Source organism: Pseudoduganella chitinolytica, assembly GCF_029028125.1.
GTDB lineage: Bacteria > Pseudomonadota > Gammaproteobacteria > Burkholderiales > Burkholderiaceae_D > Rugamonas > Rugamonas chitinolytica.
This window is the reverse complement of record NZ_CP119083.1, coordinates 6265997-6292402: the sequence shown is the minus strand read 5'-3', so window position 1 is coordinate 6292402 and position 26406 is coordinate 6265997. Positions and strand designations below refer to the sequence as shown.

Below are 26406 nucleotides of genomic sequence, written 5' to 3'. Positions count from 1 at the left end.
CTGACCCCGCGGTGGGACACGGGCACGACCATAAAAAGAATCCTATGTCCACTGCCAACCTGCTCCGTCTGTTCCTGCTGGCCGCCATCTGGGGCGGCTCCTTCTTGTTCATGCGCATTGCCGCGCCCGCGCTGGGGCCGGGCTGGCTGATCGAATTGCGCGTCGTGTTTGCCGCGCTGTTCCTGGCCGCGATCGCAGTGCTCTTGAAGAAGTCGCTGCATATCCGGCGTTATTGGCGCCACTACCTGATCCTGGGCCTATTCAACGCGGCGATTCCATTCGTGCTGTTTGCCTATGCGGCAAAGACGCTGTCGGCCTCGCTGCTGTCCGTGTTGAACGCCACCGCGCCCATGTGGGCCGCGTTGATTGCCGCCATGTGGCAGCGCCAGATGGTCAGCTCGCGGGTACTGCTGGGGCTGGTGCTGGGAACGCTCGGCGTCGCTTTGCTCGTGGGCATGGACCGCCTCAGCACGCAGGACGGTGCCTTGCTGGCCATCGGCGCGGCGCTGCTGGCGCCGTTCAATTACGGCATCGCCACCGTCTACGCGAAATCGGCCCCGGCCGTCGAACCGTTTTCGAACGCCCACGGCAGCATGTGGGCGGGCGCCGTGCTGACGCTGCCGGCCCTGCTGATGTTTCCCCAGCCGGCGATGCCGTCGCCCGGCATCCTGGGCGCCGCCTTGGCACTCGGCGTGCTGTGCAGCGGCGTGGCCTATCTGCTGTATTACGGTCTCATACGCGACGTCGGCGCTACCTCGGCATTGACCGTGACATTCCTCAGCCCCCTGTTCGGCATCCTGTGGGGCGTGCTGTTCCTGCACGAGATCGTCGGCTGGTACACGCTGGCTGGCGCAGCGCTCGTCATCGCCGGCGTCGTGCTCGTCACCGGCTACCGGCCGGCCTGGTCGCGTCGCGCCGTGTCCGCATGAGGGTGGACTTCGACATTGTCCTGCCCCTCGGCTACCGGGTCGAGGACGTCCTGCAGTTCCACCGCCGCGACACGGAAAGCGTGGCCGAACACGTCACGCCAACGCTGATCCGCAAAGGCGTCATGCTGGACGGCGTGCCGGTCGCGCTGCACGTGCCGCTGGCGCAGGCGGGTCCCATCCGCTGCACGGCCGAACTGGACGGCACGCTCACCCCACCCTTGCGCGAGCGCATCCATGCCGCGCTGCTGAACATCCTCGGCCTGCGGATCGACCCGGCGCCGTTCCTCGCCGCCATGGCGGACGATGCGATGCTGGGCCCGGTCGTCCGGCGCCGGCCCGGCCTTCGCATCGTCCAGTCCGCAAGCGTGTTCGAGGCGCTGACGTGGGCCATCATTGGCCAGCAGATCAACCTGGCATTCGCCATCGCCCTGCGCCGTACCTTCATCCTGCAAGCGGGACGCCAGCACAGCAGCGGCCTGTGGTGCTACCCGGAAGCGCCCGACGCGGCCCGGCTGACCGTCGACGACCTCACCAGCCGCAAGTTTTCGCGCGCGAAAGCGGAAACGCTGCTGCGTTTCGCCAGCCTCGTCGCCAGCGGCGCGCTGGACCTGGTGCCCGGACCGGACAACGACATGGAGCGGATCGGCCAGCGCCTGCTGGCCGTCAAGGGCATCGGCCCCTGGACCGTCAACTACGGCTTGCTGCGCGGCTACGGTCATGGCGACTGCTCGCTGCATGGCGACGTGGCCGTGCGCGCGGCCCTGCAGCGCCTGCTGGGCGAGGAAACCAGGCCGTCGATCGCCCGCACCGAGCAATTGTTGCAGCAATATCGACCGCACCGTACGATGGCGGCGGCCCATCTGTGGGCCAGCCTTGCCACCGATGAAGTCCGCGATGAAAACAGCGATGACGACAGCCGATAACGCTTGACCCTGACGCAACGTCAGGCTTCACGATGGCGCCAAGCTGATGAAGGGAGACGCCATGTTGAAGATTGGACAACTTGCACGCCGCGCAGGCCTGACGGTGCGCACCTTGCACCATTACGACGACATTGGCTTGCTGTCCCCATCGGCCCGTTCCGATGCCGGTTACCGGCTGTACAGCCGCGACGACGTCGCACGCCTGCACCAGATCCAGGCGCTGCGCCAGTTCGGCATGCCGCTGGCCGACATCGGTACCTTGCTGGCCGGTGCCGGCATTTCCTCCGCCACGATCATCGACCGCCAGCTGTCCGCCCTCGAACGGCAGATCGGCGAAGCGGAACGCATGCGCCAGCAATTGCTGTCGATGCGAGATCAATTGGCGACGGGTAAATCGCCGGACCTGGCTTCCTGGCTGACCACACTGGAGCACATGACCATGTACGAAAAATATTTCTCGCAAGACGAGCTGGCGAAAATGGCGCTGTATCACGACGACGCCGTAAAGACGGAATGGCGGCAATTGGTGGACGACGTCGCCGCGCTGATGCAAACCGGCGCCGCACCGGATAACCCGGCGGCAAAAACCCTGGCATTACGGTGGATGACGATGCTGGACCGGGATACAGCGGGCGATGCATCCATCCTGGCGCGCCTCAATATCATGCATGCGCAGGAACCGGCAATCCAGCAGAGCAGCGGCATTACACCCGCGATGCGGGATTTTATTGCCCACGCGATGGGAGAAATAAAGCTCGACACGTGGGCCAGCTACCTGACGCCGGACGAGCTGGCGCAAATGCGCCACCATCATGCCACCCGCGCCCACGAATGGCCGCCATTGATCGAAGCCGTCAGCCGGCAAATGGGACAAACACCTGCACCGGATAATGTCGAGGCGAAACTGCTGGCCGGCCAGTGGATGGCCTTGTTCCACGATATGGTCGGCAATAATCCTGACACACTGCCGCGCTTTCGCCGGGCAATTGAAAGCGAACCGCTGCTGCGGGTCGGCCGGGGCATGACGGACGAGATGCTGGCCTGGTTGCGAGCGGCGCTGCACCGCACCTGAATGGTCCGCTAAACGCCCTCCTACGGGCATTTCATGCCAGGATCGAGTCTGTATATGCCAGATCCTGGCACGCGAGGGCCTGCTGTTGTCAGAACCGCTTTGGACACGCCGACATGCGCGGTTGCGGCGAAGCGTCCGGATTCTTCAACCGGTCCGCATAAAACAAGCAATAGGTACCGAACGCCGTCTTGACCTGGTAGATTTTCGCCGGGTCATTTTCGGCACTCCACAATTCTACGCGAGCCGCTTCATACCATTTCAACGGCACGGCCAGATGGGCGGCGGCAAATGCCTCGTCCATTTTCCGGCGCAGCGATTTGCCTTCCGCACCGGACAACAGATTCTCGCCCGGCTGGCGCACTTCCTTGTCGAGTTTTCCGGCCATGGCGATTAATGCCGCGGTATCGACAGCAGGTGCCGGCGTTTCGGGTTCCGCGATTCGGGCTGGCTCGGGCGCAGCCTGGACAGGGGGAGGCATTTCCGGCTCGGATTTCCCGATACTGCTGCGCACAGGCGGCGCCGGCGTCGTTGCATAATTCCGCGCAAGCGGTGGCGGCGATGGTTTCGGTACGTCCGGCAGCGGAGTAACGAAGAACAGGTCGAGCCGCGAGGTCGACAGCGGCTTGTCGATTACCACCCCGCTGCGCAGCAATGCAATACCGAGCAGCAGATGGAGGCCCAGTATCGGCAGCAGCGCACCGACATACCGGCTGCGGCCTATGGAAACTGTTTTCTGCATCGTGCCGCCTTTTCTTACGCATGCCAACGCACATGATAGCGCGGCCACATTAAGAAAAGATGAATACAAATTGACAAAAGCCGGCACAAAAAAAACCGTCATCGCTTGCGCTGATGACGGCTTTTCGGAATTTGGTTGCGGGGACAGGATTTGAACCTGTGACCTTCGGGTTATGAGCCCGACGAGCTGCCAGACTGCTCCACCCCGCGTCTGATGAACGTATTATAGGCCAGCGCCAGCGATTAGGCAATATCAATCTTCAGTCCCCCTACGATAGAACGGATTTATTTGGCCCCGCGGCGGCCATGGCGGCACGTGCCAGTACGCGACAGCCGCCAATCCGGTGTAAAGTAAGCATCAGACCAACCGGGACACCGCCTTTGCACGGGGCCGCGCCATCATGCCGGCCCCGTCGTTTGCCGGCGTCCCCTACAGCCACGAAAGTTATGAAATTCTGTTCCGAATGCGCTCACCCCGTCGAGCTGATGGTGCCGCCCGGCGATAACCGCCCCCGCTACGTGTGCGCGCAGTGCGCGACGATCCACTACCAGAACCCGAAGATGGTGATCGGCTCCATCCCGGTCTGGGAACGGGACGGCGAGCTGCAGGTCCTGCTGTGCAAGCGCGCGATCGAACCGCGCTATGGCTATTGGACACTGCCGGCCGGTTTCATGGAGAACAACGAAACGACGGCCGCCGCCGCGCAGCGCGAGACGGAAGAGGAAGCGGGCGCCAATATCGAGCTGGGCCAGCTGTTCGCACTGATCAACGTGTCGCATGTCCACCAGGTGCACATGTTCTACCTTGCCACGTTGCGCGACCTGGACTTCGCACCGGGCGAGGAAAGCCTGGATGTGCGCATGTTCACGGAAAGCGAGATCCCGTGGGACGACCTGGCGTTTCCGACCATCCGCCAGACGCTGGAATTGTTCTTTGCCGACCGCGCCCGCATGCGCGAGCTTGGCCAGGACAGCCGCGGTTACGGCTTCCATACCCAGGACATCACGCGCCCGATGCGCGCCGCCGGCGAACCATGATCCCCTGGCTCGGCACGCACACGCCGTTTCCGGACGTGTCGGAGGCGCTGACGACGGAGGCGCCCGGCCTGCTGGCGGCCGGCGCGGACCTGTCGCCCGAGCGCCTCCTGATGGCTTACCGCAACGGTATTTTTCCCTGGTTTTCCGAGGGCCAGCCGATCCTGTGGTGGAGCACCGATCCGCGCATGGTCCTGATGACGGCGGACTTCAAGGTGTCCGACAGCCTGAAGAAGACCCTGAAGAAGGTGGAGAAAAGCAGCCGCACGGACGGGCGCTGGCAGGTGCGCTTCGACAGCGCGTTCGAGCAGGTCATGCGCGCCTGCGCCGCACCGCGGCGCGACGGCCCCGGCACCTGGATTTCCGAGGACATCGTCAAGGGCTACACGGGCCTGCACGCGCTGGGCTTCGCGCACTCCTCGGAAGTTTGGCTCGATGGCGAACTGGTGGGCGGCGCCTATGGCGTGTCGATCGGCCAGATGTTCTACGGCGAATCGATGTTTGCCCGCGTCACGGACGCGTCCAAGGTGGCGTTGGCCTATCTCGTGCACTTCCTGAAACTGCAGGGCGTGCAGATGATCGACTGCCAGCAGGAGACGGGCCACCTGGCCTCGCTCGGCGCGGCACCGATCCCCCGCAACGCCTTCCTGGCCCACCTGCGCCAGGCGATCGCCAGGCCGCGCATCCGCAACTGGCAACCGGTGCCGCCGTTCGTGGCCGCGTTGTAGCGCCACCGCTGCGTGTGCAGCCGCACACATGCTCCTGGCGGAACGCGCTATGATACGTCCAACGTTATCGCGCAATGGCACCGGGTCCCGGTGCCAAAGTCACACCAAACGCCCACGCTGACCACAGGTTCTGCATGACGCAGCTAAACGACCTTCCCTTTGCGGCCCTTCAGTTCTACACGACGGCGCCCTATCCTTGCAGTTACCTGGACTCCCGGCAGGCCCGCTCGCAAGTCGCGACGCCGTCGCACCTGATCAACGCGGACGTCTACTCCGAGCTGGTACGCAATGGCTTCCGTCGCAGCGGCATCTTCACGTACCGCCCCTACTGCGACGGCTGCCAGGCCTGCATCCCGGTGCGCGTGGTGGCCGATGCGTTCGCGCCCACGCGCGGCCAGCGCCGGGCCTGGGCCCGCCACAACAACCTGCGCACAGGCGTGGCGACCTTGTCGTTCTCGGACGAGCACTACGCCTTGTACCTGCGCTACCAGAGCACGCGCCACGCCGGCGGCGGTATGGACCAGGACAGCCGCGACCAGTACGCCCAATTCCTGCTGCAAAGCCGCGTCAACACGCGCCTCGTGGAGTTCCGCGAGCCGGACGGCACGCTGCGCATGGTCAGCATCATCGACGTGCTGTCGGACGGCCTGTCCTCGGTCTACACGTTCTTCGACCCGGATGTGCCGGGCGCCTCGTTCGGCACCTACAACGTCATGTGGCAGATCGCCCAGGCCAGGGAGCTGGGACTGCCCTACGTCTACCTGGGCTACTGGATCGAGGAAAGCCCCAAGATGAGCTACAAGATCAAGTTCCAGCCGCTGGAGGCGCGGCGCAAGGGCGTGTGGGCCGTGCTGCAGGCGTAGGTGACCGCGGCGGTGCGGGTAAAATGACGGGACTTCACCTGCACATCCCGTTATGTCCGACAAATTCCTGTATTCCCTGCTGCGTCCCGCGCTGTTTTCGATGGACGCCGAGCGCGCCCACCATTTCACCCTCAACAACCTGAAGCGCCTGTCGAAAGCGGGCCTGCTGCGCGCCATCGTGCAGCCGCCGAAACCCGATCCGCGCACCGTCATGGGCGTGCTGTTCAAGAACCCCGTCGGCCTGGCCGCGGGGCTGGACAAGGACGGCGCCTACATCGACGCGCTGGCCGACCTGGGCTTCGGCTCCATCGAAGTGGGTACCGTCACGCCGCGCGCGCAGCCCGGCAATCCGCTGCCGCGCATGTTCCGCCTGCCGGCCGCGCATGGCATCATCAACCGGATGGGCTTCAACAACGGCGGCGTCGACGCGTTTGTCGCCAACGTGCAGGCGTCGCGCTTCTACCAGAGCAAGGCTGGCGTACTGGGCCTGAACATCGGCAAGAACGCCGACACGCCCATCGAGCGCGCCGCCGACGACTACCTGCACTGCCTGCAGAAGGTCTACCCGTACGCCAGCTACGTAACCGTCAACATCTCGTCGCCCAACACCAAGAACCTGCGCCAGTTGCAGGGCGGCTCGGAGCTGGACGGCCTGCTGGCCCAGCTGAAGGACGCCCAGCAGCGCCTGGCCGACCAGCACAAGCGCTACGTGCCGATCGCCCTGAAGATCGCGCCGGACATGGACGGCGACCAGGTGAAAAACATCGCCGACGCCCTGGTGCGCCACTGCATCGACGGCGTCATCGCCACCAACACCACGCTGTCGCGCACCGCCGTACAGGGCATGCTGCATGGCGCCGAGGCGGGCGGACTGTCCGGCGCGCCCGTGTTCGAGCTGTCCAACCAGGTCATCCGCCTGTTGAAGGCGGAACTGGGTGACGCCCTGCCGATCATCGGCGTGGGCGGTATCATGCGAGGCGTGGATGCGCAGGCCAAGATTGCCGCGGGCGCGCAACTGGTACAGCTGTACAGCGGCCTGATTTACGCCGGCCCGGCCCTCGTGCGCGACAGCGCCGACGCGCTGCGCGGCGCCTGATGGAAGGTATGGGATATCGATGGAAAAAGTGAAACTGGGTCGCACCGACCTGGCGGTCAGCCGCATCTGCCTGGGCACGATGACGTTCGGCGAACAAAACACGGAAAGCGACGCGCACAGCCAGCTGGACCTGGCGCTCGAGCGAGGCATCGACTTCATCGACACGGCGGAGATGTATCCCGTCATGCCCAGCGCCGCGACGCAGGGCTCGACCGAGCGCTTCATCGGCACGTGGCTGAAGAAATCCGGCATGCGCGACAAGGTGGTGCTGGCAACGAAAGCGGCCGGGCCGAACCCGAACGCGCACTGGATCCGCGGCGGCAAGCAGAACTTCGACGAAGCCAACCTGCGCGCGGCGGTGGAAACGAGCCTGCAGCGCCTGCAGACGGACTACATCGACCTGTACCAATTGCACTGGCCCAGCCGCAACGTGCCGATCTTCGGCGCCACGGCGTTCGAGCCGGCCAAGGAACGCGCTTGCGTTGCCATCGAGGACACGCTGGCCGCGCTGGGCAAGCTGGTCGACGAGGGCAAGATCCGCCACATCGGGGTGTCGAACGAATCCAGCTGGGGCGTGTGCGAATTCGTCAAGCAGGCCGAAATGAAAGGCCTGCCGCGCATCGCGACGATCCAGAACCTGTACAACCTGACGGCGCGCAGCTTCGAAACCAGCCTGCTGGACGAAACGTGCTACCGCACCGATGTCAGCCTGCTGGCGTACAGCCCCCTCGCCTTCGGCCAGCTGACGGCGAAGTACCACGACGATCCCAAGGCGCACGGTCGCCTGACCATCTTCCCGCCCACGTGGAGCCCGCGCTATCTGCGGCCCGGCGTGCTGGCGGCCGTCGCGCAGTACACGCAACTGGCGCGTGACAACGACCTGACGCCGACCCAGCTCGCGCTGGCGTGGTGCTACTCGCGCTGGTTCGTCGCCTCGACCATCATCGGCGCCACCACCCTCGCGCAGCTGGAGGAAAACATCGCCGCCTACACGGTCAAGCTGCCGCAGCATGTGCTGGACGCGGTGGACGCGATCCACGCCAGCCTGCCGAACCCGGGGCAGTAATAGGTCTTGAATGCCGCGGGCCGCTCCCGCATCGTCACCCCAGGACCAACGACCGGGGTCAGACCCGCCGGGTCTGACCCCGGCTCTCGGCCTTTGGGTATGGTAACGGCGGTGGCGCGCAGCCTCCTTTCAACATCGGGGACAGTCCCCGAGTTTTGGAAACTCATCTATATACGAAATATTCATAAGCAAAACGCTTTGCAATCGTTCGTGCGCGCGTGATGGGACATTAATATAGCGTGGTCGATAACCATTCACGCTAATGATGAGCACACGCCACAAGAATTCCCTCCTCGTCTTTTCATTGATCGCCGCCGCCACGGCCCCTGCCTTCGGGCAGGAAGCGCCGGCCGCGGCCGACATGCAGACCGTCGTCGTGACCGGCACCTATGCCAAGAACCGCCGCAGCGCCGAGTCCGAGTCGCCCATCGACATCATCGGCGCCAAGGAACTGCAGGCCACCGGTTCGACCGAGCTGGCCTCCGTGCTGGCGCGCGTGCTGCCGTCGATGAACTTCCCTCGCCCCTCCGGCGCCGATGCGTCGGATGCGGTGCGCCCCGCGCAGCTGCGCGGCCTGGCGCCGGACCAGGTGCTGGTCCTCGTCAATGGCAAGCGCCGCCACACGTCGGCCGTCATCAACGTCAACGGCACGTCCGGACGCGGCTCGGCGCCGGTGGACCTGAACGCGATCCCGCTGGCCGCCATCGACCATATCGAAGTGCTGCGTGACGGCGCCTCGGCACAGTACGGCTCGGACGCCATCGCCGGTGTCGTCAACATCATCCTGAAGAAGGGCCCGCGCGGCGGCGACGTCGAGGTGGGCTATGGCGAATACCAGGAAGGCGACGGCACCCAGAAGACCGTCAAGGCCTCCGGCGGCTTCGCGCTGGGCGACAAGGGCTGGCTGCGCCTGGCCGCCGAAGCGGCCGACCGCGACCCGACCAACCGCGCCGGCGCGGACACGCGCAATGTGCTGGAGCCGTTGTACGGCCAGGTGACGCAACGCTACGGCGATTCCGATACGAAGCCGCGCAACGTGCTGTTCAACGCCCAGTACCAGGTGGGCGAGAACACCGACCTGTATGCGTTCGGCCAGTATGGCCGGCGCGATACGGAGGCGGCCGCGACCTGGCGTTCGGCGCTTGTGGCCATCCCCGGCACGCAGCCGGTCCGCTACGAGCAGCGCACGCCGCTGTTCCCGCAAGGCTTCCTGCCGCTGCAGAACAGCGAATCCACCGATGCCTCGCTGGTGGCCGGCCTGCGCGGCGACCTTGGCGGCTGGCGCTGGGATGCCAGCGTGGACTACGGCCGCAACAGCTTCTGGCTCGATATCGACAATACCGTCAACCAGGACCTGAAGGCGCAGAGCCCCACCCACTTCCACCTCGGCAAACTGACCAACACGCAGTCGGTCGCGAACCTGGACCTGGCGCGCGAGATCCCGGTGGCGATCTTCTCCGGCCCGCTGACCGTGGCTACCGGCGTCGAGATCCGTCATGAGGAATATGAAATCGGCGCCGGCGACGAGGCGTCGTACACCGGCAGCGGCGCGCAGGGCTTCGCCGGCTTCCGCCCCGTCAACGCGGGCAAGAACAGCCGCAGCAACCAGTCCGCCTACGTCAACCTGGAAGCGCAGGTGACGCCAAAGCTGTCCGGCGCGCTGGCCACCCGCTACGAGCACTACACGGACTTCGGCAGCACCACGTCCGCCAAGGCTTCCGCGCGCTATGCGTTCAACGACGCCGTGTCGCTGCGCGGTACCGCGTCCTCGGGCTTCCGCGCGCCGTCGCTGGCGCAGCAGTTCTACACGATCACGACGACCAACTTCTCCGTCATCAATGGCGTCAACACGCCGATCGAGACGGGTACGTTCGCCGTCAACAGCGCGGCGGCGCGGGCGATCGGCTCGGCCCCGCTGAAGGCGGAAAAGGCGCGCAACTACAGCATCGGCCTGCAACTGGCGCCAACGCGCAACTTCAACACCAGCATCGACGTCTACCGCATCTTCGTCGACGACCGCATCGCGCTGTCGGCCAACATGACGTTGCCGCAAGGCCTGCGCAACGCGCTGGCGCTGCAGGGCGTGCAGGTGGGCGCGGGCCGCTACTTCACCAACGCGATCGACACCAAGACGACGGGCGTGGATGTCGTCAGCACGTATCGTCTGGACCTCCAGAACCGCGACCGCCTGGACTTCACGCTGGCCTACAACCACAACAAGAACGAGGTGGAGCACGTCGCGGACAACCCGGAACTCCTGACGCGCAACGGCCTGCTGCTGATTGACCGCCAGACGGTGCTGCGCACCACGGTAGGGTCGCCGAAGGACAAGCTGAGCCTGGGCCTGGACTACACGACGCCCGTATGGAACGCCCATGCGCAGGCCACGCAATACGGCAAGTTCACGGTCCCGCAGAACAACCCCGCATTCGACCAGACCTACGGCCGCCAATGGGTGCTGGACGTGTCGGCCAGCCTGAAGCTGGGCCGCAACTGGCGCGTGACGGCCGGTGTCGACAACCTGACCGACAGCTATCCGGACAAGACCACGTCAGCCAACAACCTGAACGTGGGCGGCGTCTACCCGTACAGCATCTGGTCGCCGGCCGGGTTCAATGGGCGCTACTACTACGCCAAGGTGGGCTACAGCTGGTAAGCCACTACAAAAAACCCGGGACAGACCCCTGTTTAGTGGCAACTTGCCTCTAAACAGGGGTCTGTCCCGGGTTTCTGAAGAACCGGTGCCAGGCACCGGTTTTTTTATGCCGCCTCCGGCCCCAGCAGCGCCTGCTCGATATCCCCGCGCTTGAGCTCCGGCGCGAATTGCGCGATGAACTCGTATGCGTACGCGCGCAGGTAGGCGCCGCGGCGCACGGCCAGGCGAGTGGTGTTGGCGGCAAACAGGTGCGAGGCCTCGATCGCCCGCAGGCCCTGGTCGCGGCCGTGGTCGAACGCCATCGACGCGACCAGCCCCACGCCCAGGCCCAGCGCAACGTATTGCTTGATGACGTCCGAATCCATCGCCGTCAGCACGATGTCGGGGCGCACGCCGGCCTTGTCGAACGCGTCGTCGATGTGGCCACGGCCCGTGAAGCCCACGTCGTACGTGATCAGCGAAAATTCGGCCAGGTCTTCCAGGCGCACCGGGCTGCGCTGCAGCAGCGGGTGACCTTCCGGCACGACGATCAGGTGCGTCCAGCGGTAGCACGGGAACGAGACCAGGTCGGGGAACTGCGACAGGCCTTCCGTGGCGATGCCGATATCGGCCTTGCCCGACAGGACCCATTCGGCGATGTGTTCGGGTGCGCTTTGCTGCAGGGCGATGCGTACGTCCGGGAAGGCGTTGCGGAAGTGCTGCACGGCGCGCGGCAGCGCATAGCGGGCCTGCGTGTGCGTGGCGGCCACCGTCAGGGTGCCGGTGCTCTGGCCCTTGTATTCGAGGCTGGCCTGCTGCAGGTTTTCCGCCTCGATCAGCAGGCGGTCGATGATCTTCAGGATGCCCTTGCCGGGCTCCGTCAGTCCGGTCAGGCGCTTGCCGTTGCGCTCGAAGATGACGACGCCCAGTTCGTCCTCCAGCTCGCGGATCTGGCGGCTCACGCCCGGCTGCGACGTGAACAACGCGTTGGCTACTTCCGTCAGGTTGTAGTTGCGGCGCGCCGCCTCGCGGATGGAGCGCAGTTGTTGGAAGTTCATATCGCGGCTCCTTCGTCGACGAACACGTGCAGGCGCTTCGGCCGCACGACCAGGGTCTCGCCCTCCTTCAGCGCCAGGTGGCGGAAGCGTTCGTTCGAGATCGTCGCCTCGATCAGCTGCGCGTTGTCGGTGCGCTCCAGGTCCAGCTGGGCCAGCGGGCCGATCGCGTGCGCGCGGCGCAGCTTGACGACAATGCCTTCGGCGCCTTGCGCGTAGCGGTCGATCTCCAGGTCGTGCGGGCGCACGTAGGCCGTGCCCTTGCCGTCCTGGACGTCGCGGTGATGGTCCGGCACGTCGAAGCGCACGCCCTCGCTGGCCAGCACGCCATCGTGCACGCGGCCATGGAACACGTTCACATTCCCCAGGAAGCCATAGACGAACGGCGAGGCGGGCTGGTTGTACACCTCGTCCGGCGCGCCCAGCTGCTCCACTTTACCTTTGTTCATCAGGACGACCTGGTCGGCCACTTCCAGCGCCTCCTCCTGGTCGTGGGTGACGAAGATCGACGTCACGTGCAGGTCGTCGTGCAGGCGGCGCAGCCAGCGGCGCAGTTCCTTGCGCACCTTCGCGTCCAGCGCGCCGAACGGCTCGTCCAGCAGCAGCACGCGCGGCTCCACGGCCAGCGCGCGGGCCAGCGCGATCCGCTGGCGCTGGCCGCCGGACAGCTGCGGCGGATAGCGATCGGCCAGCCAGTCCAGCTGCACCAGCTCCAGGAGGTCTTTTACTTTGCGGCGGATCTGCTCTTCCGACGGGCGCTCGGCACGCGGCTTGACGCGCAGGCCGAACGCCACGTTCTCGAACACCGTCATGTGCTTGAACAGCGCGTAATGCTGGAACACGAAGCCCACCTGGCGTTCGCGCACATGGCGCGCCGACGCGTCCTCGCCGTCGAGCAGCACCTGGCCCGAGTCCGGGTGTTCCAGGCCGGCGATGCAGCGCAGCAGCGTCGTCTTGCCGCAACCGGAAGGGCCCAGCAGCGCCGTCAGCTCGCCCTGGGGGAAGTCCAGCGACACGTTGTTCAGTGCGACGAAGTCGCCGAAACGCTTGTTGATGTTCTTGACTGCGATCGTCATGTCAGAGCTCCGGTGTTCAGTGTTCGTTCGAGTCGTCGGCACGGCTTTCGTGCAGGCGCCATTCGATAAAGGACTTCAATGCCAGGGTGACCAGCGCCAGCAGCGCCAGCAGCGAGGCGACGGCAAATGCGGCCACGAAGTTGTATTCGTTGTAGAGGATCTCGACCTGCAGCGGCATCGTGTTGGTCTCGCCGCGGATATGGCCCGACACCACCGACACGGCGCCGAACTCGCCCATCGCGCGGGCGTTACACAGGATCACGCCGTACAGCAGGCCCCATTTGATGTTCGGCAGCGTCACGCGGAAGAACGTCTGCAGGCCGGAGGCGCCCAGCACCACGGCCGCTTCCTCTTCCTCGCTGCCCTGTGCCTGCATCAGCGGGATCAGTTCGCGCGCGACGAAGGGGAACGTGATGAAGATCGTCGCCAGCACGATGCCCGGCACGGCGAACAGGATCTTGATGTCGTTCTCGGCCAGCCATTCGCCGAACCAGCCCTGGGCGCCGAACAGCAGCACGTAGATCAGGCCCGAGATCACCGGCGACACGGAAAACGGCAGGTCGATCAACGTCAGCAACAGGCTCTTGCCGCGGAATTCGAACTTGGCCACGGCCCACGACGCGGCCACGCCGAACACGAGGTTGAGCGGCACGGCGATGCCGGCGGCGATCAGGGTCAGCTTGATGGCGGAGATCGCGTCTTCGTCGACGATGGCCTCGGCATACGTCTGCCAGCCCTTGCGCAGCGCTTCGGTAAACACCGCGACCAGCGGCACGAACAGGAACAGCGTCAGGAACGCCAGCGCGACAGTCAGCAGGACCCAGCGCACCCACGTGGGTTCGAGGACGTCGGAGACGGACGGCAGTTCGCCGCGGCGGGAAGATGCGTTGCTCATTTATTTCCCCGATTTGCCGCGGGCCCAGGCCTGCAGCAGGTTGATGGTCAACAGCATGATGAACGAGACGATCAGCATGACGACGGCAATGGCCGTGGCGCCCGTGTAGTCGTACTGTTCCAGCTTGGTGATGATGAACAGGGGCGTGATCTCGGAGACCATCGGCATGTTCCCGGCGATGAAGATGACGGAGCCGTATTCGCCGGTGGCGCGGGCGAAGGCCAGCGCGAAGCCCGTCATCAGGGATGGCAGGATGGTGGGGAACACGACCTTGACGAACGTCTGCAGGGACGACGCGCCCAGCGAGGCGGCCGCTTCCTCCAGCTCGCGCTCGGCATCCTCCAGCACCGGCTGCACGGTGCGCACGACGAACGGCAGGCCGATGAACGTCAGCGCCAGCACCACACCCAGCGGCGTGAACGCGACCTTGATGCCCAGCGTGCCTTCGATGTACTGGCCCAGCCAGCCGTTGGACGAGTACAGCGCCGTCAGCGTGATGCCGGCGACGGCCGTGGGCAGCGCGAACGGCAGGTCCACCAGCGCGTCGATGAGGCGCTTGCCGGGGAAGCGGTAGCGCACCAGCACCCAGGCCACGATGCCGCCGAAGATCACGTTGAGGAAGGCGGCGATCAGCGAGGCGCCGAACGTCAGGCGGTAGGAGGCCATCACGCGCTCGGACGTGACGGCGCTCCAGAACGCCTCCCACGTCATCGTGAACGTCTTCAGGAACACGGCCGACAGCGGGATCAGGACGATCAGCGTCAGGTAGAAGATGGTGAAACCCAGCGAAAGCTTAAAGCCCGGCATGACGCGGTACGGCGCCCGGGTCTTCCTCGTGGCTTCGAACGGCACCGGCTGTGCGACCGGCAGGACTGCGGACATGGTGGCCCCTCTTATTACATTTTCGGATAATGAGGCCGAATAATCGCAGAGGAGCGTTATGAAGCAAACGATGCTTTTGTCATTTGCTTAGATGGCAGATGGGATATAAAAAAACCCGGGACAGACCCCTGTTTTCAGGAAATTTCCTGAAAACAGGGGTCTGTCCCGGGTTTTGCCCGGGTTTCGGTGCCTTTATTTATTCGGTTGCGGCGTCAGGCGCAGGTACGGGCGCGGGGCCGTGAAGCCTTTCGGGTACTTCTGCTTGATGACTTCCGGGTCCTGCACCGTCAGCGGGATGATGACGTCGTCGCCATCCTTCCAGTTGCCTGGCGTGGCGACCGTGTGCTTGTCGGTCAGCTGCAGGGCGTCGATCACCCGCAGCACTTCGTCGAAGTTGCGGCCCGTGCTCATCGGGTAGGTGATCTGCAGGCGGATCTTCTTGGCCGGGTCGATCACGAACAGCGAGCGCACCGTCGCCGTGGCGGACTGCTCGGGGTGGATCATGTCGTACAGCGTGGCCACCTTGCGGTCGGCGTCGGCGATGATCGGGAAGCCCACCACCGTCTGCTGGGTCTCCTCGATGTCCTTGATCCAGTCCTTGTGCGCGTCAGCCGGATCGACGGACAGCGCGATGGCCTTCACGTTGCGCTGGTCGAACTCGGGTTTGAGCTTCGCGGTCAGGCCCAGCTCCGTCGTGCAGACCGGCGTGAAGTCGGCCGGGTGGGAGAACAGCACCACCCAGGAGTCCCCTGCCCACTCGTGGAAGCGGAGGCGGCCGATGGTGGAATCCTGCTCGAAATCGGGTGCGGTATCGCCGAGGCGTAGCGTCATGTGAGTCTCCGGATAAAAGTTAAACTTGAACAATCGTCAATAGGCGGACAGCGCATTGTGCGCCCGTTCGGCCAGCGTTTGCAACTGCTGCTGGCCGAACAGCCAGTCGCCCAGGCCGGACTCGGCGTTGATATGGCCCAGTGCGCCCGCCTCGACGAACGTGCTGCCCCAGCGGGTCGCCCACGCGCGTGCCCGTTCCAGGCTCATCCACGGGTCGTTGCTGCTGGCGATGACGATCGACGGGCACGGCAGCTCGTCATGCGGGAGCAGGCCTGCCACGCCGAACTTGTCCGGGTCGGCCGGTGCCACCAGCAGCAGGCCGGCCACGTGGTCGGGATCGCGTGCCACGCTGCGCACGGAGGCCAGGCAGCCGAAGCTGTGCGCCACGATCAGGGTAGGCTTGCGCTCGACCTGGCGCGCCGCATCCACGCGCCCGCTCCATGCCGGCAGGTCGGGGTTGCTCCAGTCGCGCTGCTCGATGCGCTGGAACGACGGGTACAGGCGCTGCCAGCGGCTCTGCCAATGCTCCGGCCCGCTGTTGTCCAGGCCCGGCGCCACGAAGACGCGGTATGGCGAGAGTTTCGCTGGCATGCGCCCGTCCTTATTTCTGGTAGATCTGGTCGAACACGCCGCCGTCGGCGAAGTGCGTCTTCTGCGCGCGGGTCCAGTCGCCGGCGACCTCGGACAGCGTGAACAGCTTCACGTTGGGGAACTGGGCCGCATATTTCTTCGCTTCCTTTTCGACGGTCGGACGATAGTAGTTCTTGGCGATCAGTTCCTGCGCCGCGTCCGTGTAAAGGAAGTTCAGGTAGGCCTCGGCCACCTTGCGGGTGCCGCGCTTGTCGACGACCTTGTCCACGATGGCCACCGGCGGCTCGGCCAGGATCGACACGGATGGCGCCACGATCTGCACCTTGTCCGGGCCCAGCTCCTTGATCGCCAGCAGCGCTTCGTTTTCCCAGGCGATCAGCACGTCGCCGATACCGCGCTCGACGAACGTCGTGGTGGCGCCCCGTGCGCCCGAGTCCAGTACGGGCACGTTCTTGTACAGCTTCTTCAGGTAGTCGCGCGCGCTGGCATCGCTGCCGCCCGGCTGGCGCAGCGCGTAGCCGTAGGCCGCCAGGTGGTTCCAGCGGGCGCCGCCGGAGGTTTTCGGGTTCGGGGTGATGACCTGGATGCCCGGCTTGACGAGGTCGCCCCAGTCCTTGATGCCCTTGGGATTGCCTTTGCGCACCAGGAACACGATCGTCGAGCTGTACGGCGTCGAGTTCTTGCCCAGGCGCTTCTGCCATGCCTTGTTGACGAGGCCCCGCTCGGCGATGGCGTCGATGTCGTAGGCCAGCGCCAGCGTGACGACGTCCGCCTCCAGGCCGTCGATGACCGCGCGGCCCTGCTTGCCGGAGCCGCCGTGCGACTGCTTGATCTTGACGTTGTCGCCGGTCTTCGCCTTCCAGTCCTTCGCGAACGCCGCGTTGACGTCCTGGTACAGCTCCCGGGTCGGGTCGTAGGACACGTTGAGCAGGCTGATGTCGGCGGCTTGCGCGGTCAGGGACAGGGCCAGGGCGGCGGCAAGCGCGGTAATTTTTTTGGACAGCATCGAAATCCCCTAATGTTCGGAGATTGCAGCGTATCCGGCCGGCTTATAAAAGAGAACTAATGTTTAGTTGAATCCATATGCTGAACAAGCATAAGGAATCAATAAAACCGGTTGAAGAGCACTACTGCCCACGTGACCAGCGCCAGGCCACAGCTCAGCAGCACCGCCGCGCTGCCGAAGTCCTTGGCATTCTTCGACAGCGGATGACGGTCCAGCGAGATGCGGTCCACCACGGCCTCGATGGCGGAATTGATCAGCTCGACGATGAGGACGATGACGAGCACCCCGATCAGTGCGAGCTTCTGGAACGCCGAGATCGGCAACAGCATCGCGACGATGCCACCCACGACAAACAGCATCAGCTCCTGGCGGAATGCGTGTTCGTGGCGCCACGCCGATTTCAGCCCATCGACCGAGTAGAAGAAGGCCGACAGGATGCGTTTCAGGCCGCTTTTACTCTTGAATTCACTGACGGGTTCGGACATGACGGATGATGTGAAGAAATGGTACGAGAAATGGTGCGCCATTATAGCGACCCGGCCCGGAATTCCCATTTTTTTCACATCATGGTATAAAGGGGCAGCTAGATACTGCACCGCACAACATGAAAATCGAACCCATCCCGGAACAGAAGACCACCATCCAGGTCATCGAGCGCATGGTCGCCCTGCTGGATGCGCTGGCCAAATATCCCGATCCTGTCAGCCTGAAGGAATTGTCGAAGGTCTCCGGCCTGCACCCCTCGACCGCCCACCGCATCCTCAACGACATGGTGCTGACGCGCTTTGTCGACCGCATCGAGCCGGGCACGTACCGCCTCGGCATGCGCCTGCTGGAGCTGGGCAACGTGGTCAAAAGCCGCCTGTCCGTGCGCGAGGCAGCGCTGGACTTCATGCGCTCGCTGCACAAGAAGACGCAGCAGACCATCAACCTGTCCGTGCGCCAGGGCGACGAGATCGTCTACATCGACCGGGCATTTTCGGAACGTTCCGGCATGCAGGTGGTGCGGGCCATCGGCGGCCGCGGCCCGCTGCACCTGACCTCCACCGGCAAGCTGTTCCTGTCCGTGGACGAGCCGAAGGCCATCCGCGCCTATGCCACCCGCACGGGCCTGGCCGGCCACAACAAGAATTCGATCACGGACCTCGGCAAGCTCGAGCGCGAGCTGTCGCTGGTGCGGGCGCGCGGCTATGCGCGCGACAACGAGGAGCTGGAGCTGGGGGTGCGCTGCATGGCGGCAGGCATCCGCGACGACAGCGGCAAGCTGGTGGCAGGCCTGTCGATCTCGGCGCCGGCGGACCGGCTGCAGGAAGAGTGGCTGGAAGACCTTGTCAATACGGCCAACCAGATTTCGGCGACGCTGGGGTATCGGGCGGTGGTGGAGTAGAACCCCATGGGGGACAGGCACCTGTCCCCGGTGCTTCTTGCATGCCGCATGCCACAAAGTTGCGGACGTTGCTGGTCGAGTGCCCGCAGGCCACCATGCCGTGCCTTGACCCAAGACCAAGCACTGGGGTCAGACCCGCCGGGTCTGACCCCGGCCCTTGCTTTTGGGTTAGGTATCTTACATCCCAGAAGCTCTTGGCGCGGCCATGCCGGTGCTGTAGATACCGGAGCCGCCCAGCGAACCGGTGCTGGTGGCGCCGCCGGCCGTTGTGTCGGAGAAGCCCGGCGGCTTCATGGCCGTCAGCCATTTGCGCATGCGCATCGCGTCGGCCACGCGCGCCGCGGTGCCCTTCGCGTCGAGCAGCACCATGATGACGGCGCGGCCCTCGACCACCGCCTGCATCATCACGCAGCGCCCTGCCTCATTGATGAAACCCGTTTTCTGCAAGCCGATCTCCCAGCCGGAGTTCGGCGTGACGAGACCGTTGGTCGTGCCGAACTGCACGGGACGGCCGTTGCGTTCGACGATCGCCTTGGGGTCGGTCGAGAATTCGCGCAGGATCGGGTGCTGGTAGGCAGCCAACGCGAGCTTGGCCAGGTCGCGCGCACTGGCGACGTTCCGCTTGGACAGGCCGCTTGAATCCACATAATGCGTGTCGCTCATGCCCAGCGCGTGGGCCTTGGCGTTCATCGCGTCGACAAACGCGGGCAGCCCGCCGGGGTAGTTGCGGCCCAGCGCCGAGGCGGCCCGGTTTTCCGAGCTCATCAAGGCGATATGCAGCATGGCACGGCGCGTCAGCTGGTCGCCCACCTTCAGGCGCGAGCTGGAGAACTTGGCACGGTCGACGTCCTCCTCGGTCACGGTGAGGATTTCCTCCATGTCCTGGTTGGCTTCGACGACAACCAGGCCCGTCATCATCTTCGTGATCGATGCGATCGGCAGCGCGACGTTGGCATTCTTTTCGAACAGTACCTCGGAATTGCTCTGGTCGAGCACCAACGCCACGTTCGATTTCAGGTCCAGCGGATCGCGCGTCAGGTTCAGGCCGGCCAGGTCGCCCATCGTGGGACGGCTTACGGCGGCAACTACCCGGGGGGCCGTCGTCACGCGCTGGTAGACCACCTTGCGCTTGCCGCGCTCCGTGACGATGCGGCGCACGATGCGCTCGCGCGGTTCGGCCGAGTACTTGACGGCGCGGCGCAGTCCCGCCTTGGCGACCTTGCCCTGCTTCTTTACGACCACCTTCTTGACGCTGCTTTTCTTCTGCTGTGCGGCGTGCACGGCTGGGGCCGGCACCGACAGGCACAGCGCCGAAATCAGCGCGCCCACGATCAGTTTGTACATAATTCATCCCCGTAAAACTCGGCAGCCCGGATTCCTCGAAAACCCGCCTGCGCTTGATGAGAGTTCAGCCACTGCCCGTCGGGGCACGTTGGCTGCAACGGCCGGCCACTGCCACGGCAGTGTACCGGTACGTCCGCGGCGGCGCCTGGCGCCGGGCCGCGCTGGTCGAGGTCCCATAACATTCGTTGCAGTGTAGCAAAACGCGGAGCGGCAGCAAACGGAATTCACGTTGTCGCGTCCAAAGTCTGATCAAGCATAAAACACTTTCGCCCGACCTGATGCAGACGTACAACGGAAACGCAACAGAATGTCAAGCTTCGATGAAGCTGACAAAGTTTTCCAGCGCTTCCCGCTCCGTCTCGAGGCCGTTCTCGACCTTCGACCGGTCGGCCACGCCCAACGCCATCCCGCACACCACCATTTCATTGTCCGGCAATGCCAGCCGCTCTGCAATGATGCGGTGGAATTGTGTCCATGCCGCCTGCGGGCACGTGTCCAGGCCCCGGCCCCGGGCCGCGACCATGATGTTCTGCAGGAACATGCCATAGTCCAGCCACGAGCCCTGCTCCATCAGGCGATCGATGGTAAAGATCAGGCCGACTGGCGCATCGAAGAACCGGAAATTGCGGGCATGCTGGGCGGCCATGCCTTCCTTGTTGTCGCGGGTCAGGCCCAGCAGCGCGTACAGGTCCCAGCCCACCTTGCGGCGGCGGTCGATGAAGGGCGACTTCCACTCGCGCGGGTAGTAGGCGTACTCCTCCTTGTGCCGGGCGTTCTGTTCCGGGTCGAGGTAAGCGGCCGTGACGGCGTCGCACAGGCCGTCGCGGGCCGCGCCCGTCAGCACGTACACTTTCCACGGCTGGGTGTTGGTGCCGGACGGCGCGCGCCGGGCCACCTCCAGGATGGCGGCGATGTCGTCGCGCGCGACGGGCGTGGGCAGGAAAGCGCGGATCGAACGGCGCGACACGATGGCGGCATCCACCGCCTGCTGTTCCGGAGTCGAAATCATCGGGTCCTCTTGGTCATATTGAAGGGCTAGGTTTTCTTGGCAACGACGAACATCACGCCCAGGACGGCCAGTACCATGCCGGCAATGCCCAGCAGGTTGAAGGCTTCGCCGAACATCAGCCAGGCCATCACGGCCGTCGTGGGCGGAGTCAGGTACAACAGGCTCGTCACCTGAGTGGCGTCGGCGCGGCGAATCAACGCAAACAACAGGAAAATCGCGCCGATCGACAATGCCAGCACCGACCACGCCAGCGCGCCGATGAAGCGCGGGGTCCATTCCACGCTGGAGAGCGCCGGCGTCAGGCCCTCGAACGCGACCGCGAAGGGCAGCAATACGACGGCGGAGGCGGCAAACTGGATGACGGTACCCACGCGCAGGTCGAACTGGGGACAGAAGCGCTTCTGGTACAGCGTGCCCGCGGTAATCGACAGCAAGGCGCCCCCGCACAGCGCCAGCGCGGGCCAGCCCAGGCCGACCAGCGACATCTTCGCCGCCACGACCAGGGCGACCCCGGCGATCCCGAACAGCAGGCCCAGCCACTGACGGGGCAGCACCCGCTCTCCCACCAGCGGCGCAGCCAGCGCCGTCAGGATCGGCTGCATGCCGACGATCAGCGCCGACAGTCCCGCCGGCATGCCTGCCTTGATGGCGCACCAGACGCCGGCCAGGTAGCCCGCCTGCAACAGCACGCCGGCGACGGCGATATGGCCGACCTTCCCACGCGGCCACGGCGCCCCCATCAGGACGATCAGCGGCACCAGGAGCACGAGGACGCCGGCAAACCGCAGCAGCAGGAAGGTCAGCGGGGGCGCATACGGCAGGCCGAACTTCGCCACGATGAATCCCGTGCTCCACAGGAACACGAAAAACAGGGGGATCGGCGACAGGAAGACATGGCGCGGTGTTGTCTGCGCGGCAATTGACGGTTGGGTCATCGGGGCAGTCTACCATGGGCTCCGGGCGCCGGCAGGCGTCCCAAAAAATTCCATTGTGCAATGCGGCAGCGGCGACGGGAAATATGGTTGCGCTCCCTTCGCTCCGCCACTGTCGAGATGCCCTTGTGCAACGCACAAAATACGCTTGACTTAAATTTCAGCACCCGTAGAATGGGCGATGTTGCGTTGCACAATAGCTGTTCGGACCAAGAAACGTCGGTAGCGAAAAATAAGTAGGCAACACGAGCAGCAGTTCAGTAGTACAGCAGGCACAGCACAGTAGGCCCAGTACCGCAGGAACAGTACCGCAGAACGTCACCACAGGAACCTGAGAGTCCCCACCAGGGGTCGTTCACGTCCACTACTATATTTGGAGAGTCTAATGTTTTCGATCCCAGAACAATTTTCCAATGCGACCAAGGCCAATTTCGAGAGCCAGTTCGCCATCTTCTCCGCGCTGACCAACAAGGCTTTCGAAAGCGTTGAAAAACTCGTCGAGCTGAACCTGTCCACCGCCAAGGCATCGCTGGAGGACTCCTCCGCTGCCGCCAAGCAGCTGCTGTCGGCCAAGGACCCGCAAGAGTTCTTCTCGCTGACCGCCGCACGCGCCCAGCCGAACGCCGAAAAGGCCATCGCCTACAGCCGCAGCCTGGCAACGATCGCCACCGGCACGACCGCCGAGTTCTCGCGCGCCGCCGAAACCCAGATCCTGGAAACCAACCGCAAGGTGATCTCCCTGGTCGACGAAGTGAGCAAGAACGCACCGGCCGGCACGGAAAACGCCGTGGCCCTGTTCAAGTCCGCACTGGGCAGCGCCAACGCCGGCTACGAGCAGTTCACCCGCACGGCCAAGCAGGCCAGCGACGCCATCGAAGCGAACGTCAACGCCGCCGTGAACCAGTTCACCTCGGCTGTCAAATCGGCTCCGACGGCCACGGCCAACGCCGCGTAATACACGAAGTCCATCGCCGGGCGCTTGCCCGGCCATCGCTGTAACAGGTCTCCTCGGCATCCGTGGATCCTCTCAGCGGATGTCCTTCCGGGCCCCGGCACTGCCGGGGCTTCTTTTTGTCCGAAGTGTATACAAAAAATCCAAAAGAAGATAATCTGTATACCCATGACCTCCCGTACCCCCGAACAACAACACCTGCTGGATCAGCTGGCCTGCGTCGCCGAGGGCCTGGGCCGTTCGCTGGCGCCGTTCTGTGAAGTGATCATCAACGACCTGCTCGCTCCGGACCAGGCCGTGGTGGCCATCCACAACAACCAGTCCGGCCGCGCCGTTGGCGATCCCGCCACGGAGCTGGGACTGGCACGCATCGCCGACCCGGCCCTGCCCCAGGTGCTGGCGAACTATCCGAACCGCTTCCCCGACGGCCGGCCCTGCAAGGGCACGTCGATCGGCATCCGCGACAGCGCTGGCAACTATGTCGCCGCGCTGTGCCTGAACGTCGACCTGACACATGTGCTGAACCTGCAAGCGCTGCTGGGCCAGTTCGCCCGGACCGACGGCACGGCGCCGGTGGCCGAATCGCTGGCCCCGGCCGGCGCGGCGGCACTGCGGCAGCACATCGACGGCTTCGCTGCGCGCCACGGCACCACGGCGCGCGCGTTGAAGGCGGACGAGCGCCGCGCCCTGCTGCGCGAGCTGAAGGAGGCCGGCCTGACGGAAATGCGCCGCGCGATGGAAACGGTCGCGGCGCACCTGGGCGTCTCGCGGGCCACCGTCTACAAGGATTTCAACTCCCAAGGAACATCATGACCGAACTGAAGCTTCCAACCTATGACGACGTCGTCGCGGCCGCCGGCCGCATCGCCGGCCTGGCCAACCGCACCCCGGTGCTGACGTCGCGCACCGCCGACGAGGAACTGGGCGCGCAAGTGTTCTTCAAGGCGGAGAACCTGCAGCGCACGGGCGCCTTCAAGTTCCGCGGCGCCACCAATGCGCTGGCGCGGCTGGACGCGGCGCAGCGCAAGGCCGGCGTCGTGGCCTTCTCGTCCGGCAACCATGCGCAAGGCATGGCCCTGGCCGCCAGGCTGCTGGACATTCCCGTCACCATCGTCATGCCGCACGACGCGCCGGCGCTGAAGGTGGCGGCCACGCGCGGCTATGGCGCCACCGTCGTCGTGTACGACCGCTACAAGGAAGACCGCGAACAGATCGGTCGCGACCTCGCCGAGAAGCATGGCCTGGCGCTGATTCCGCCATACGACCACTTCGACGTGATCGCCGGCCAGGGTACGGCGGCGAAGGAGTTGTTCGAGGAGGTGGGCGAGCTGGATTACTTCTTTGTCTGCATGGGCGGGGGCGGCCTGCTATCCGGCTCGGCGCTGGCAACCCGGGCGCTGTCGCCCCGCTGCAAGCTGTACGGCGTGGAACCGGAAGCGGGCAACGACGGCCAGCAGTCGTTCCGCAAGGGCGAGATCGTGCACATCGACACGCCGCAGACGATCGCCGACGGCGCCCAGACGCAGCACATGGGCCGGCTGACGTTCCCCATCGTGCGCCGCGACGTCGACGACATCCTGACGGCCACGGATGCGCAACTGGTGGACGAAATGCGCTTCTATGCGTCGCGCATGAAGATCGTGGTGGAGCCGACCGGCTGCCTGAGCCTGGCCGCCGCGCGCCAGATGAAAGACCAGCTGCGCGGCAAGAAGGTGGGCATCCTGATCAGCGGCGGCAACGTCGACCTCGCCCGCTTCGCCCAGCTCATCGCGCGATAAAAAACCCGGGACAGACCCTGGTTTCAAGGGAATTTCCTCAAACCAGGGTCTGTCCCGGGCTTTGGTGGGTCTTGCGTTTACTCGCCCAGGTACGCAGCCTTCACCCGCGGATCGTGCAGCATGTCGTCGGCATTGCCCGTCATCGTGATGGCGCCCGAGTCCATCACGTAGCCCCGGTGCGCGGCCTGCAGCGCCAGCTTGGCGTTCTGCTCGACCAGGAGGATCGTGATGCCCTCCTTCGACACGTTGCGGATCACCTCGAAGATCTTGTCCACCATGATCGGCGACAGCCCCATCGACGGCTCGTCCAGCAGCAGCAGGTGCGGGTGGCACATCAGCGCGCGCGCCATCGCCAGCATCTGCTGCTCGCCGCCGGACAACGTGCCGGCCAGCTGGCCCGCCCGTTCCTTCAGGCGCGGGAAGATGTCGAACCACTTGGCGATGTCGGCCTCCACGCCCGCCTTGTCGTTGCGGGTGTAGGCGCCCATCATCAGGTTTTCCTGGATGGTCATGCGGGTGAAGACGCCGCGCCCTTCCGGCACCATCGCCAGCTTGCGCTCGACCAGGTGGAAGCTTTGCGTGCCCTTCAGCGACTGGCCCAGGTACGAGATCGTGCCCTCGACCTTGCAGGCCGGCAGCGTGCCCGTGATGGCCTTCAAGGTCGTCGTCTTGCCGGCGCCGTTGGCGCCGATCAGGGTGACCAGTTCGCCTTCGTTGACTTCCAGGTCGATGCCCTTGACGGCCTTGATGCCGCCGTACGCGACCTTCAAGCCGGAAATCTTCAGGACATTGCTTGCTGCATTGGCACCCATCAGTGCGATCCTCCCAGATAGGCGTCGATGACGGCCTGGTTGCTTTGTATTTCGTGCGGCAGCCCTTCGGCGATGCGCTTGCCGTATTCCAGCACCGTGATGCGGTCGCACAGGCCCATCATCAGCTTGACGTCGTGTTCGATCAGCAGCACCGTCTTGCCCTCGTTCTTGATCTTCACCAGCAGCTCGCGCAGGGCCAGCTTCTCGGTGGCATTCATGCCGGCGGCCGGCTCGTCCAGCGCCAGCAGTTGCGGGTCGGTCGCCAGCGCACGGGCGATTTCCAGGCGGCGCTGGTCGCCGTACGACAGGTACTTCGACGTGCGGCTGGCGAACTTGCCGATGCCGACGAACTCCAGCAGTTCCTGCGCGCGCCGGCGGATCGACGCCTCCTCCTCGCGCGCCGCCTTGTGGCGGAAGATGGCGCCGAACACGCCCTGGTGCGAGCGCACGTGGCGGCCCACCATGACGTTCTCCAGCGCCGTCATCTCGCCAAACAGGCGGATGTTCTGGAACGTGCGGGCGATCCCCGCCTTCGCCACCGTATGCGGGGCGGACGGCGAGTACGGCTTGCCGGCCAGCTCGAACGTGCCGGTATCGGGCTGGTACAGCCCCGTGATGACGTTGAAGAACGTGGTCTTGCCGGCGCCGTTCGGGCCGATCAGGCCATAGATCTGGCCCCGTTCGATCTTGATGCCGACGTCGGTCAGCGCCTGCAGGCCGCCGAAACGCTTGTTGACGCCCTGGATATTCAGAATGACTTCGCTCATGGAC

Annotated in this window: 27 protein-coding genes and 1 tRNA gene; 13 read left to right on the top strand and 15 right to left on the bottom strand. The window is 65.0% G+C overall.

Features of this window, described 5'->3' with window-relative positions; all coding sequences use genetic code 11:
- The first annotated feature begins 44 nt into the window (after positions 1–44).
- The 3 genes from PX653_RS27800 to PX653_RS27790 are packed head-to-tail and all read left to right on the top strand — an operon-like array spanning position 45 to position 2924.
- Entirely contained in the window at positions 45–929 is an 885-nt protein-coding gene (locus tag PX653_RS27800) for a DMT family transporter (RefSeq protein WP_277415859.1), read from the top strand.
- Positions 926–1852 carry a DNA-3-methyladenine glycosylase 2 gene (locus PX653_RS27795; protein WP_277415858.1) on the top strand — a complete coding sequence of 309 codons (927 nt, stop codon included), beginning with the start codon at positions 926–928 and terminating at the stop codon, positions 1850–1852. The genes PX653_RS27800 and PX653_RS27795 overlap by 4 nt, the downstream gene beginning before the upstream one ends.
- Positions 1853–1898: 46 nt before the next feature.
- Positions 1899–2924: a MerR family transcriptional regulator gene (locus tag PX653_RS27790; protein WP_277415857.1), complete on the top strand. Its 1026-nt coding sequence runs from the start codon at positions 1899–1901 to the stop codon at positions 2922–2924.
- An 88-nt stretch (positions 2925–3012) separates the two neighbouring features.
- Here the strand turns inward: PX653_RS27790 and PX653_RS27785 are convergent, their stop codons facing one another.
- Together PX653_RS27785 and PX653_RS27780 are read right to left on the bottom strand one after the other, a co-directional pair.
- Positions 3013–3663: a hypothetical protein gene (locus tag PX653_RS27785; protein ID WP_277415856.1), complete on the bottom strand. Its 651-nt coding sequence runs from the start codon at positions 3661–3663 to the stop codon at positions 3013–3015.
- A gap of 132 nt (positions 3664–3795) precedes the next feature.
- Positions 3796–3872 (bottom strand) — tRNA-Met (locus PX653_RS27780).
- Between the two features lie 237 nt (positions 3873–4109).
- Here PX653_RS27780 and PX653_RS27775 point away from each other — a divergent pair.
- From PX653_RS27775 to PX653_RS27750, 6 genes are all read left to right on the top strand, one after another.
- Complete coding sequence (locus tag PX653_RS27775) at positions 4110–4700, top strand: NUDIX hydrolase (RefSeq protein WP_277415855.1); 591 nt, start codon at positions 4110–4112, stop codon at positions 4698–4700.
- The gene (aat, locus tag PX653_RS27770; protein ID WP_277415854.1) at positions 4697–5425 is read left to right on the top strand and encodes a leucyl/phenylalanyl-tRNA--protein transferase; all 729 of its coding nucleotides are present in this window, start codon (positions 4697–4699) and stop codon (positions 5423–5425) included. Before PX653_RS27775 ends, aat begins: the two co-directional genes overlap by 4 nt.
- Positions 5426–5559: 134 nt before the next feature.
- Positions 5560–6288, top strand: a complete 729-nt coding sequence (locus PX653_RS27765) for an arginyltransferase (protein WP_277415853.1) — start codon at positions 5560–5562, stop codon at positions 6286–6288.
- A 52-nt stretch (positions 6289–6340) separates the two neighbouring features.
- Positions 6341–7384 carry a quinone-dependent dihydroorotate dehydrogenase gene (locus PX653_RS27760; RefSeq protein ID WP_277415852.1) on the top strand — a complete coding sequence of 348 codons (1044 nt, stop codon included), beginning with the start codon at positions 6341–6343 and terminating at the stop codon, positions 7382–7384.
- A 19-nt stretch (positions 7385–7403) separates the two neighbouring features.
- On the top strand, positions 7404–8450 hold the full coding sequence (locus PX653_RS27755) for an aldo/keto reductase (RefSeq protein WP_277415851.1): 1047 nt from the start codon (positions 7404–7406) through the stop codon (positions 8448–8450).
- A gap of 265 nt (positions 8451–8715) precedes the next feature.
- On the top strand, positions 8716–11106 hold the full coding sequence (locus PX653_RS27750; protein WP_277415850.1) for a TonB-dependent receptor plug domain-containing protein: 2391 nt from the start codon (positions 8716–8718) through the stop codon (positions 11104–11106).
- A gap of 104 nt (positions 11107–11210) precedes the next feature.
- Here PX653_RS27750 and PX653_RS27745 read toward each other — a convergent pair whose 3' ends face one another.
- The 8 genes from PX653_RS27745 to PX653_RS27710 form a co-directional block, all read right to left on the bottom strand.
- The gene (locus PX653_RS27745; protein WP_277415849.1) at positions 11211–12143 is read right to left on the bottom strand and encodes a CysB family HTH-type transcriptional regulator; all 933 of its coding nucleotides are present in this window, start codon (positions 12141–12143) and stop codon (positions 11211–11213) included.
- Complete coding sequence (locus PX653_RS27740) at positions 12140–13216, bottom strand: sulfate/molybdate ABC transporter ATP-binding protein (RefSeq protein ID WP_277415848.1); 1077 nt, start codon at positions 13214–13216, stop codon at positions 12140–12142. The genes PX653_RS27745 and PX653_RS27740 overlap by 4 nt, the downstream gene beginning before the upstream one ends.
- Positions 13217–13232: 16 nt before the next feature.
- Positions 13233–14111 carry a sulfate ABC transporter permease subunit CysW gene (cysW, locus tag PX653_RS27735; protein ID WP_277415847.1) on the bottom strand — a complete coding sequence of 293 codons (879 nt, stop codon included), beginning with the start codon at positions 14109–14111 and terminating at the stop codon, positions 13233–13235.
- Positions 14112–14918 carry a sulfate ABC transporter permease subunit CysT gene (gene cysT, locus PX653_RS27730; protein WP_277418666.1) on the bottom strand — a complete coding sequence of 269 codons (807 nt, stop codon included), beginning with the start codon at positions 14916–14918 and terminating at the stop codon, positions 14112–14114.
- A 267-nt stretch (positions 14919–15185) separates the two neighbouring features.
- Positions 15186–15824, bottom strand: a complete 639-nt coding sequence (locus PX653_RS27725) for a peroxiredoxin (protein ID WP_277415846.1) — start codon at positions 15822–15824, stop codon at positions 15186–15188.
- A 36-nt stretch (positions 15825–15860) separates the two neighbouring features.
- Positions 15861–16415: an RBBP9/YdeN family alpha/beta hydrolase gene (locus tag PX653_RS27720; protein WP_277415845.1), complete on the bottom strand. Its 555-nt coding sequence runs from the start codon at positions 16413–16415 to the stop codon at positions 15861–15863.
- A gap of 10 nt (positions 16416–16425) precedes the next feature.
- Positions 16426–17421, bottom strand: a complete 996-nt coding sequence (locus tag PX653_RS27715) for a sulfate ABC transporter substrate-binding protein (RefSeq protein WP_277415844.1) — start codon at positions 17419–17421, stop codon at positions 16426–16428.
- Between the two features lie 98 nt (positions 17422–17519).
- Positions 17520–17906, bottom strand: coding sequence for a diacylglycerol kinase (locus PX653_RS27710; RefSeq protein ID WP_277415843.1), 387 nt, complete (start codon positions 17904–17906; stop codon positions 17520–17522).
- A gap of 119 nt (positions 17907–18025) precedes the next feature.
- Here PX653_RS27710 and PX653_RS27705 point away from each other — a divergent pair, with 119 nt between their 5' ends.
- Positions 18026–18808, top strand: coding sequence for an IclR family transcriptional regulator (locus PX653_RS27705; RefSeq protein ID WP_277415842.1), 783 nt, complete (start codon positions 18026–18028; stop codon positions 18806–18808).
- A gap of 177 nt (positions 18809–18985) precedes the next feature.
- On the opposite strand, the gene PX653_RS27700 is transcribed toward PX653_RS27705, so the two are convergent.
- The 3 genes from PX653_RS27700 to PX653_RS27690 form a co-directional block, all read right to left on the bottom strand.
- Positions 18986–20152 carry a serine hydrolase gene (locus PX653_RS27700; protein WP_277415841.1) on the bottom strand — a complete coding sequence of 389 codons (1167 nt, stop codon included), beginning with the start codon at positions 20150–20152 and terminating at the stop codon, positions 18986–18988.
- Positions 20153–20462: 310 nt separating this feature from the next.
- Positions 20463–21161 carry a nitroreductase gene (locus tag PX653_RS27695; RefSeq protein ID WP_277415840.1) on the bottom strand — a complete coding sequence of 233 codons (699 nt, stop codon included), beginning with the start codon at positions 21159–21161 and terminating at the stop codon, positions 20463–20465.
- 26 nt (positions 21162–21187) lie between these two features.
- A complete protein-coding gene (locus PX653_RS27690; RefSeq protein ID WP_277415839.1) occupies positions 21188–22096 on the bottom strand; it encodes a DMT family transporter in 909 nt (302 codons plus the stop codon).
- 382 nt (positions 22097–22478) lie between these two features.
- Here PX653_RS27690 and PX653_RS27685 point away from each other — a divergent pair, with 382 nt between their 5' ends.
- The 3 genes from PX653_RS27685 to PX653_RS27675 all read left to right on the top strand — a co-directional run bounded on the left by PX653_RS27685 (position 22479) and on the right by PX653_RS27675 (position 24823).
- The gene (locus PX653_RS27685; RefSeq protein WP_277415838.1) at positions 22479–23048 is read left to right on the top strand and encodes a phasin family protein; all 570 of its coding nucleotides are present in this window, start codon (positions 22479–22481) and stop codon (positions 23046–23048) included.
- 165 nt (positions 23049–23213) lie between these two features.
- Positions 23214–23858 (top strand): helix-turn-helix transcriptional regulator, encoded by a 645-nt coding sequence (locus PX653_RS27680; RefSeq protein ID WP_277415837.1) that lies wholly within the window; start codon positions 23214–23216, stop codon positions 23856–23858.
- The gene (locus PX653_RS27675) at positions 23855–24823 is read left to right on the top strand and encodes a threo-3-hydroxy-L-aspartate ammonia-lyase (RefSeq protein WP_277415836.1); all 969 of its coding nucleotides are present in this window, start codon (positions 23855–23857) and stop codon (positions 24821–24823) included. Before PX653_RS27680 ends, PX653_RS27675 begins: the two co-directional genes overlap by 4 nt.
- Positions 24824–24900: 77 nt before the next feature.
- Here the strand turns inward: PX653_RS27675 and PX653_RS27670 are convergent, their stop codons facing one another.
- Both PX653_RS27670 and PX653_RS27665 read right to left on the bottom strand, forming a co-directional pair.
- Positions 24901–25635, bottom strand: coding sequence for an ABC transporter ATP-binding protein (locus PX653_RS27670; protein WP_277415835.1), 735 nt, complete (start codon positions 25633–25635; stop codon positions 24901–24903).
- Positions 25635–26402: an ABC transporter ATP-binding protein gene (locus PX653_RS27665; RefSeq protein ID WP_277415834.1), complete on the bottom strand. Its 768-nt coding sequence runs from the start codon at positions 26400–26402 to the stop codon at positions 25635–25637. Before PX653_RS27665 ends, PX653_RS27670 begins: the two co-directional genes overlap by 1 nt.
- Positions 26403–26406 lie beyond the last annotated feature (4 nt).

Bases quoted from the DNA above. Each gene is read 5' to 3' on its own strand.
- PX653_RS27800 (WP_277415859.1), top strand. From the start codon at position 45: ATGTCCACTGCCAACCTGCTCCGTCTGTTCCTGCTGGCCGCCATCTGG.
- PX653_RS27795 (WP_277415858.1), top strand. From the start codon at position 926: ATGAGGGTGGACTTCGACATTGTCCTGCCCCTCGGCTACCGGGTCGAG.
- PX653_RS27790 (WP_277415857.1), top strand. From the start codon at position 1,899: ATGAAGGGAGACGCCATGTTGAAGATTGGACAACTTGCACGCCGCGCA.
- PX653_RS27785 (WP_277415856.1), bottom strand. From the start codon at position 3,663: ATGCAGAAAACAGTTTCCATAGGCCGCAGCCGGTATGTCGGTGCGCTG.
- PX653_RS27775 (WP_277415855.1), top strand. From the start codon at position 4,110: ATGAAATTCTGTTCCGAATGCGCTCACCCCGTCGAGCTGATGGTGCCG.
- aat (WP_277415854.1), top strand. From the start codon at position 4,697: ATGATCCCCTGGCTCGGCACGCACACGCCGTTTCCGGACGTGTCGGAG.
- PX653_RS27765 (WP_277415853.1), top strand. From the start codon at position 5,560: ATGACGCAGCTAAACGACCTTCCCTTTGCGGCCCTTCAGTTCTACACG.
- PX653_RS27760 (WP_277415852.1), top strand. From the start codon at position 6,341: ATGTCCGACAAATTCCTGTATTCCCTGCTGCGTCCCGCGCTGTTTTCG.
- PX653_RS27755 (WP_277415851.1), top strand. From the start codon at position 7,404: ATGGAAAAAGTGAAACTGGGTCGCACCGACCTGGCGGTCAGCCGCATC.
- PX653_RS27750 (WP_277415850.1), top strand. From the start codon at position 8,716: ATGAGCACACGCCACAAGAATTCCCTCCTCGTCTTTTCATTGATCGCC.
- PX653_RS27745 (WP_277415849.1), bottom strand. From the start codon at position 12,143: ATGAACTTCCAACAACTGCGCTCCATCCGCGAGGCGGCGCGCCGCAAC.
- PX653_RS27740 (WP_277415848.1), bottom strand. From the start codon at position 13,216: ATGACGATCGCAGTCAAGAACATCAACAAGCGTTTCGGCGACTTCGTC.
- cysW (WP_277415847.1), bottom strand. From the start codon at position 14,111: ATGAGCAACGCATCTTCCCGCCGCGGCGAACTGCCGTCCGTCTCCGAC.
- cysT (WP_277418666.1), bottom strand. From the start codon at position 14,918: ATGCCGGGCTTTAAGCTTTCGCTGGGTTTCACCATCTTCTACCTGACG.
- PX653_RS27725 (WP_277415846.1), bottom strand. From the start codon at position 15,824: ATGACGCTACGCCTCGGCGATACCGCACCCGATTTCGAGCAGGATTCC.
- PX653_RS27720 (WP_277415845.1), bottom strand. From the start codon at position 16,415: ATGCCAGCGAAACTCTCGCCATACCGCGTCTTCGTGGCGCCGGGCCTG.
- PX653_RS27715 (WP_277415844.1), bottom strand. From the start codon at position 17,421: ATGCTGTCCAAAAAAATTACCGCGCTTGCCGCCGCCCTGGCCCTGTCC.
- PX653_RS27710 (WP_277415843.1), bottom strand. From the start codon at position 17,906: ATGTCCGAACCCGTCAGTGAATTCAAGAGTAAAAGCGGCCTGAAACGC.
- PX653_RS27705 (WP_277415842.1), top strand. From the start codon at position 18,026: ATGAAAATCGAACCCATCCCGGAACAGAAGACCACCATCCAGGTCATC.
- PX653_RS27700 (WP_277415841.1), bottom strand. From the start codon at position 20,152: ATGTACAAACTGATCGTGGGCGCGCTGATTTCGGCGCTGTGCCTGTCG.
- PX653_RS27695 (WP_277415840.1), bottom strand. From the start codon at position 21,161: ATGATTTCGACTCCGGAACAGCAGGCGGTGGATGCCGCCATCGTGTCG.
- PX653_RS27690 (WP_277415839.1), bottom strand. From the start codon at position 22,096: ATGACCCAACCGTCAATTGCCGCGCAGACAACACCGCGCCATGTCTTC.
- PX653_RS27685 (WP_277415838.1), top strand. From the start codon at position 22,479: ATGTTTTCGATCCCAGAACAATTTTCCAATGCGACCAAGGCCAATTTC.
- PX653_RS27680 (WP_277415837.1), top strand. From the start codon at position 23,214: ATGACCTCCCGTACCCCCGAACAACAACACCTGCTGGATCAGCTGGCC.
- PX653_RS27675 (WP_277415836.1), top strand. From the start codon at position 23,855: ATGACCGAACTGAAGCTTCCAACCTATGACGACGTCGTCGCGGCCGCC.
- PX653_RS27670 (WP_277415835.1), bottom strand. From the start codon at position 25,635: ATGGGTGCCAATGCAGCAAGCAATGTCCTGAAGATTTCCGGCTTGAAG.
- PX653_RS27665 (WP_277415834.1), bottom strand. From the start codon at position 26,402: ATGAGCGAAGTCATTCTGAATATCCAGGGCGTCAACAAGCGTTTCGGC.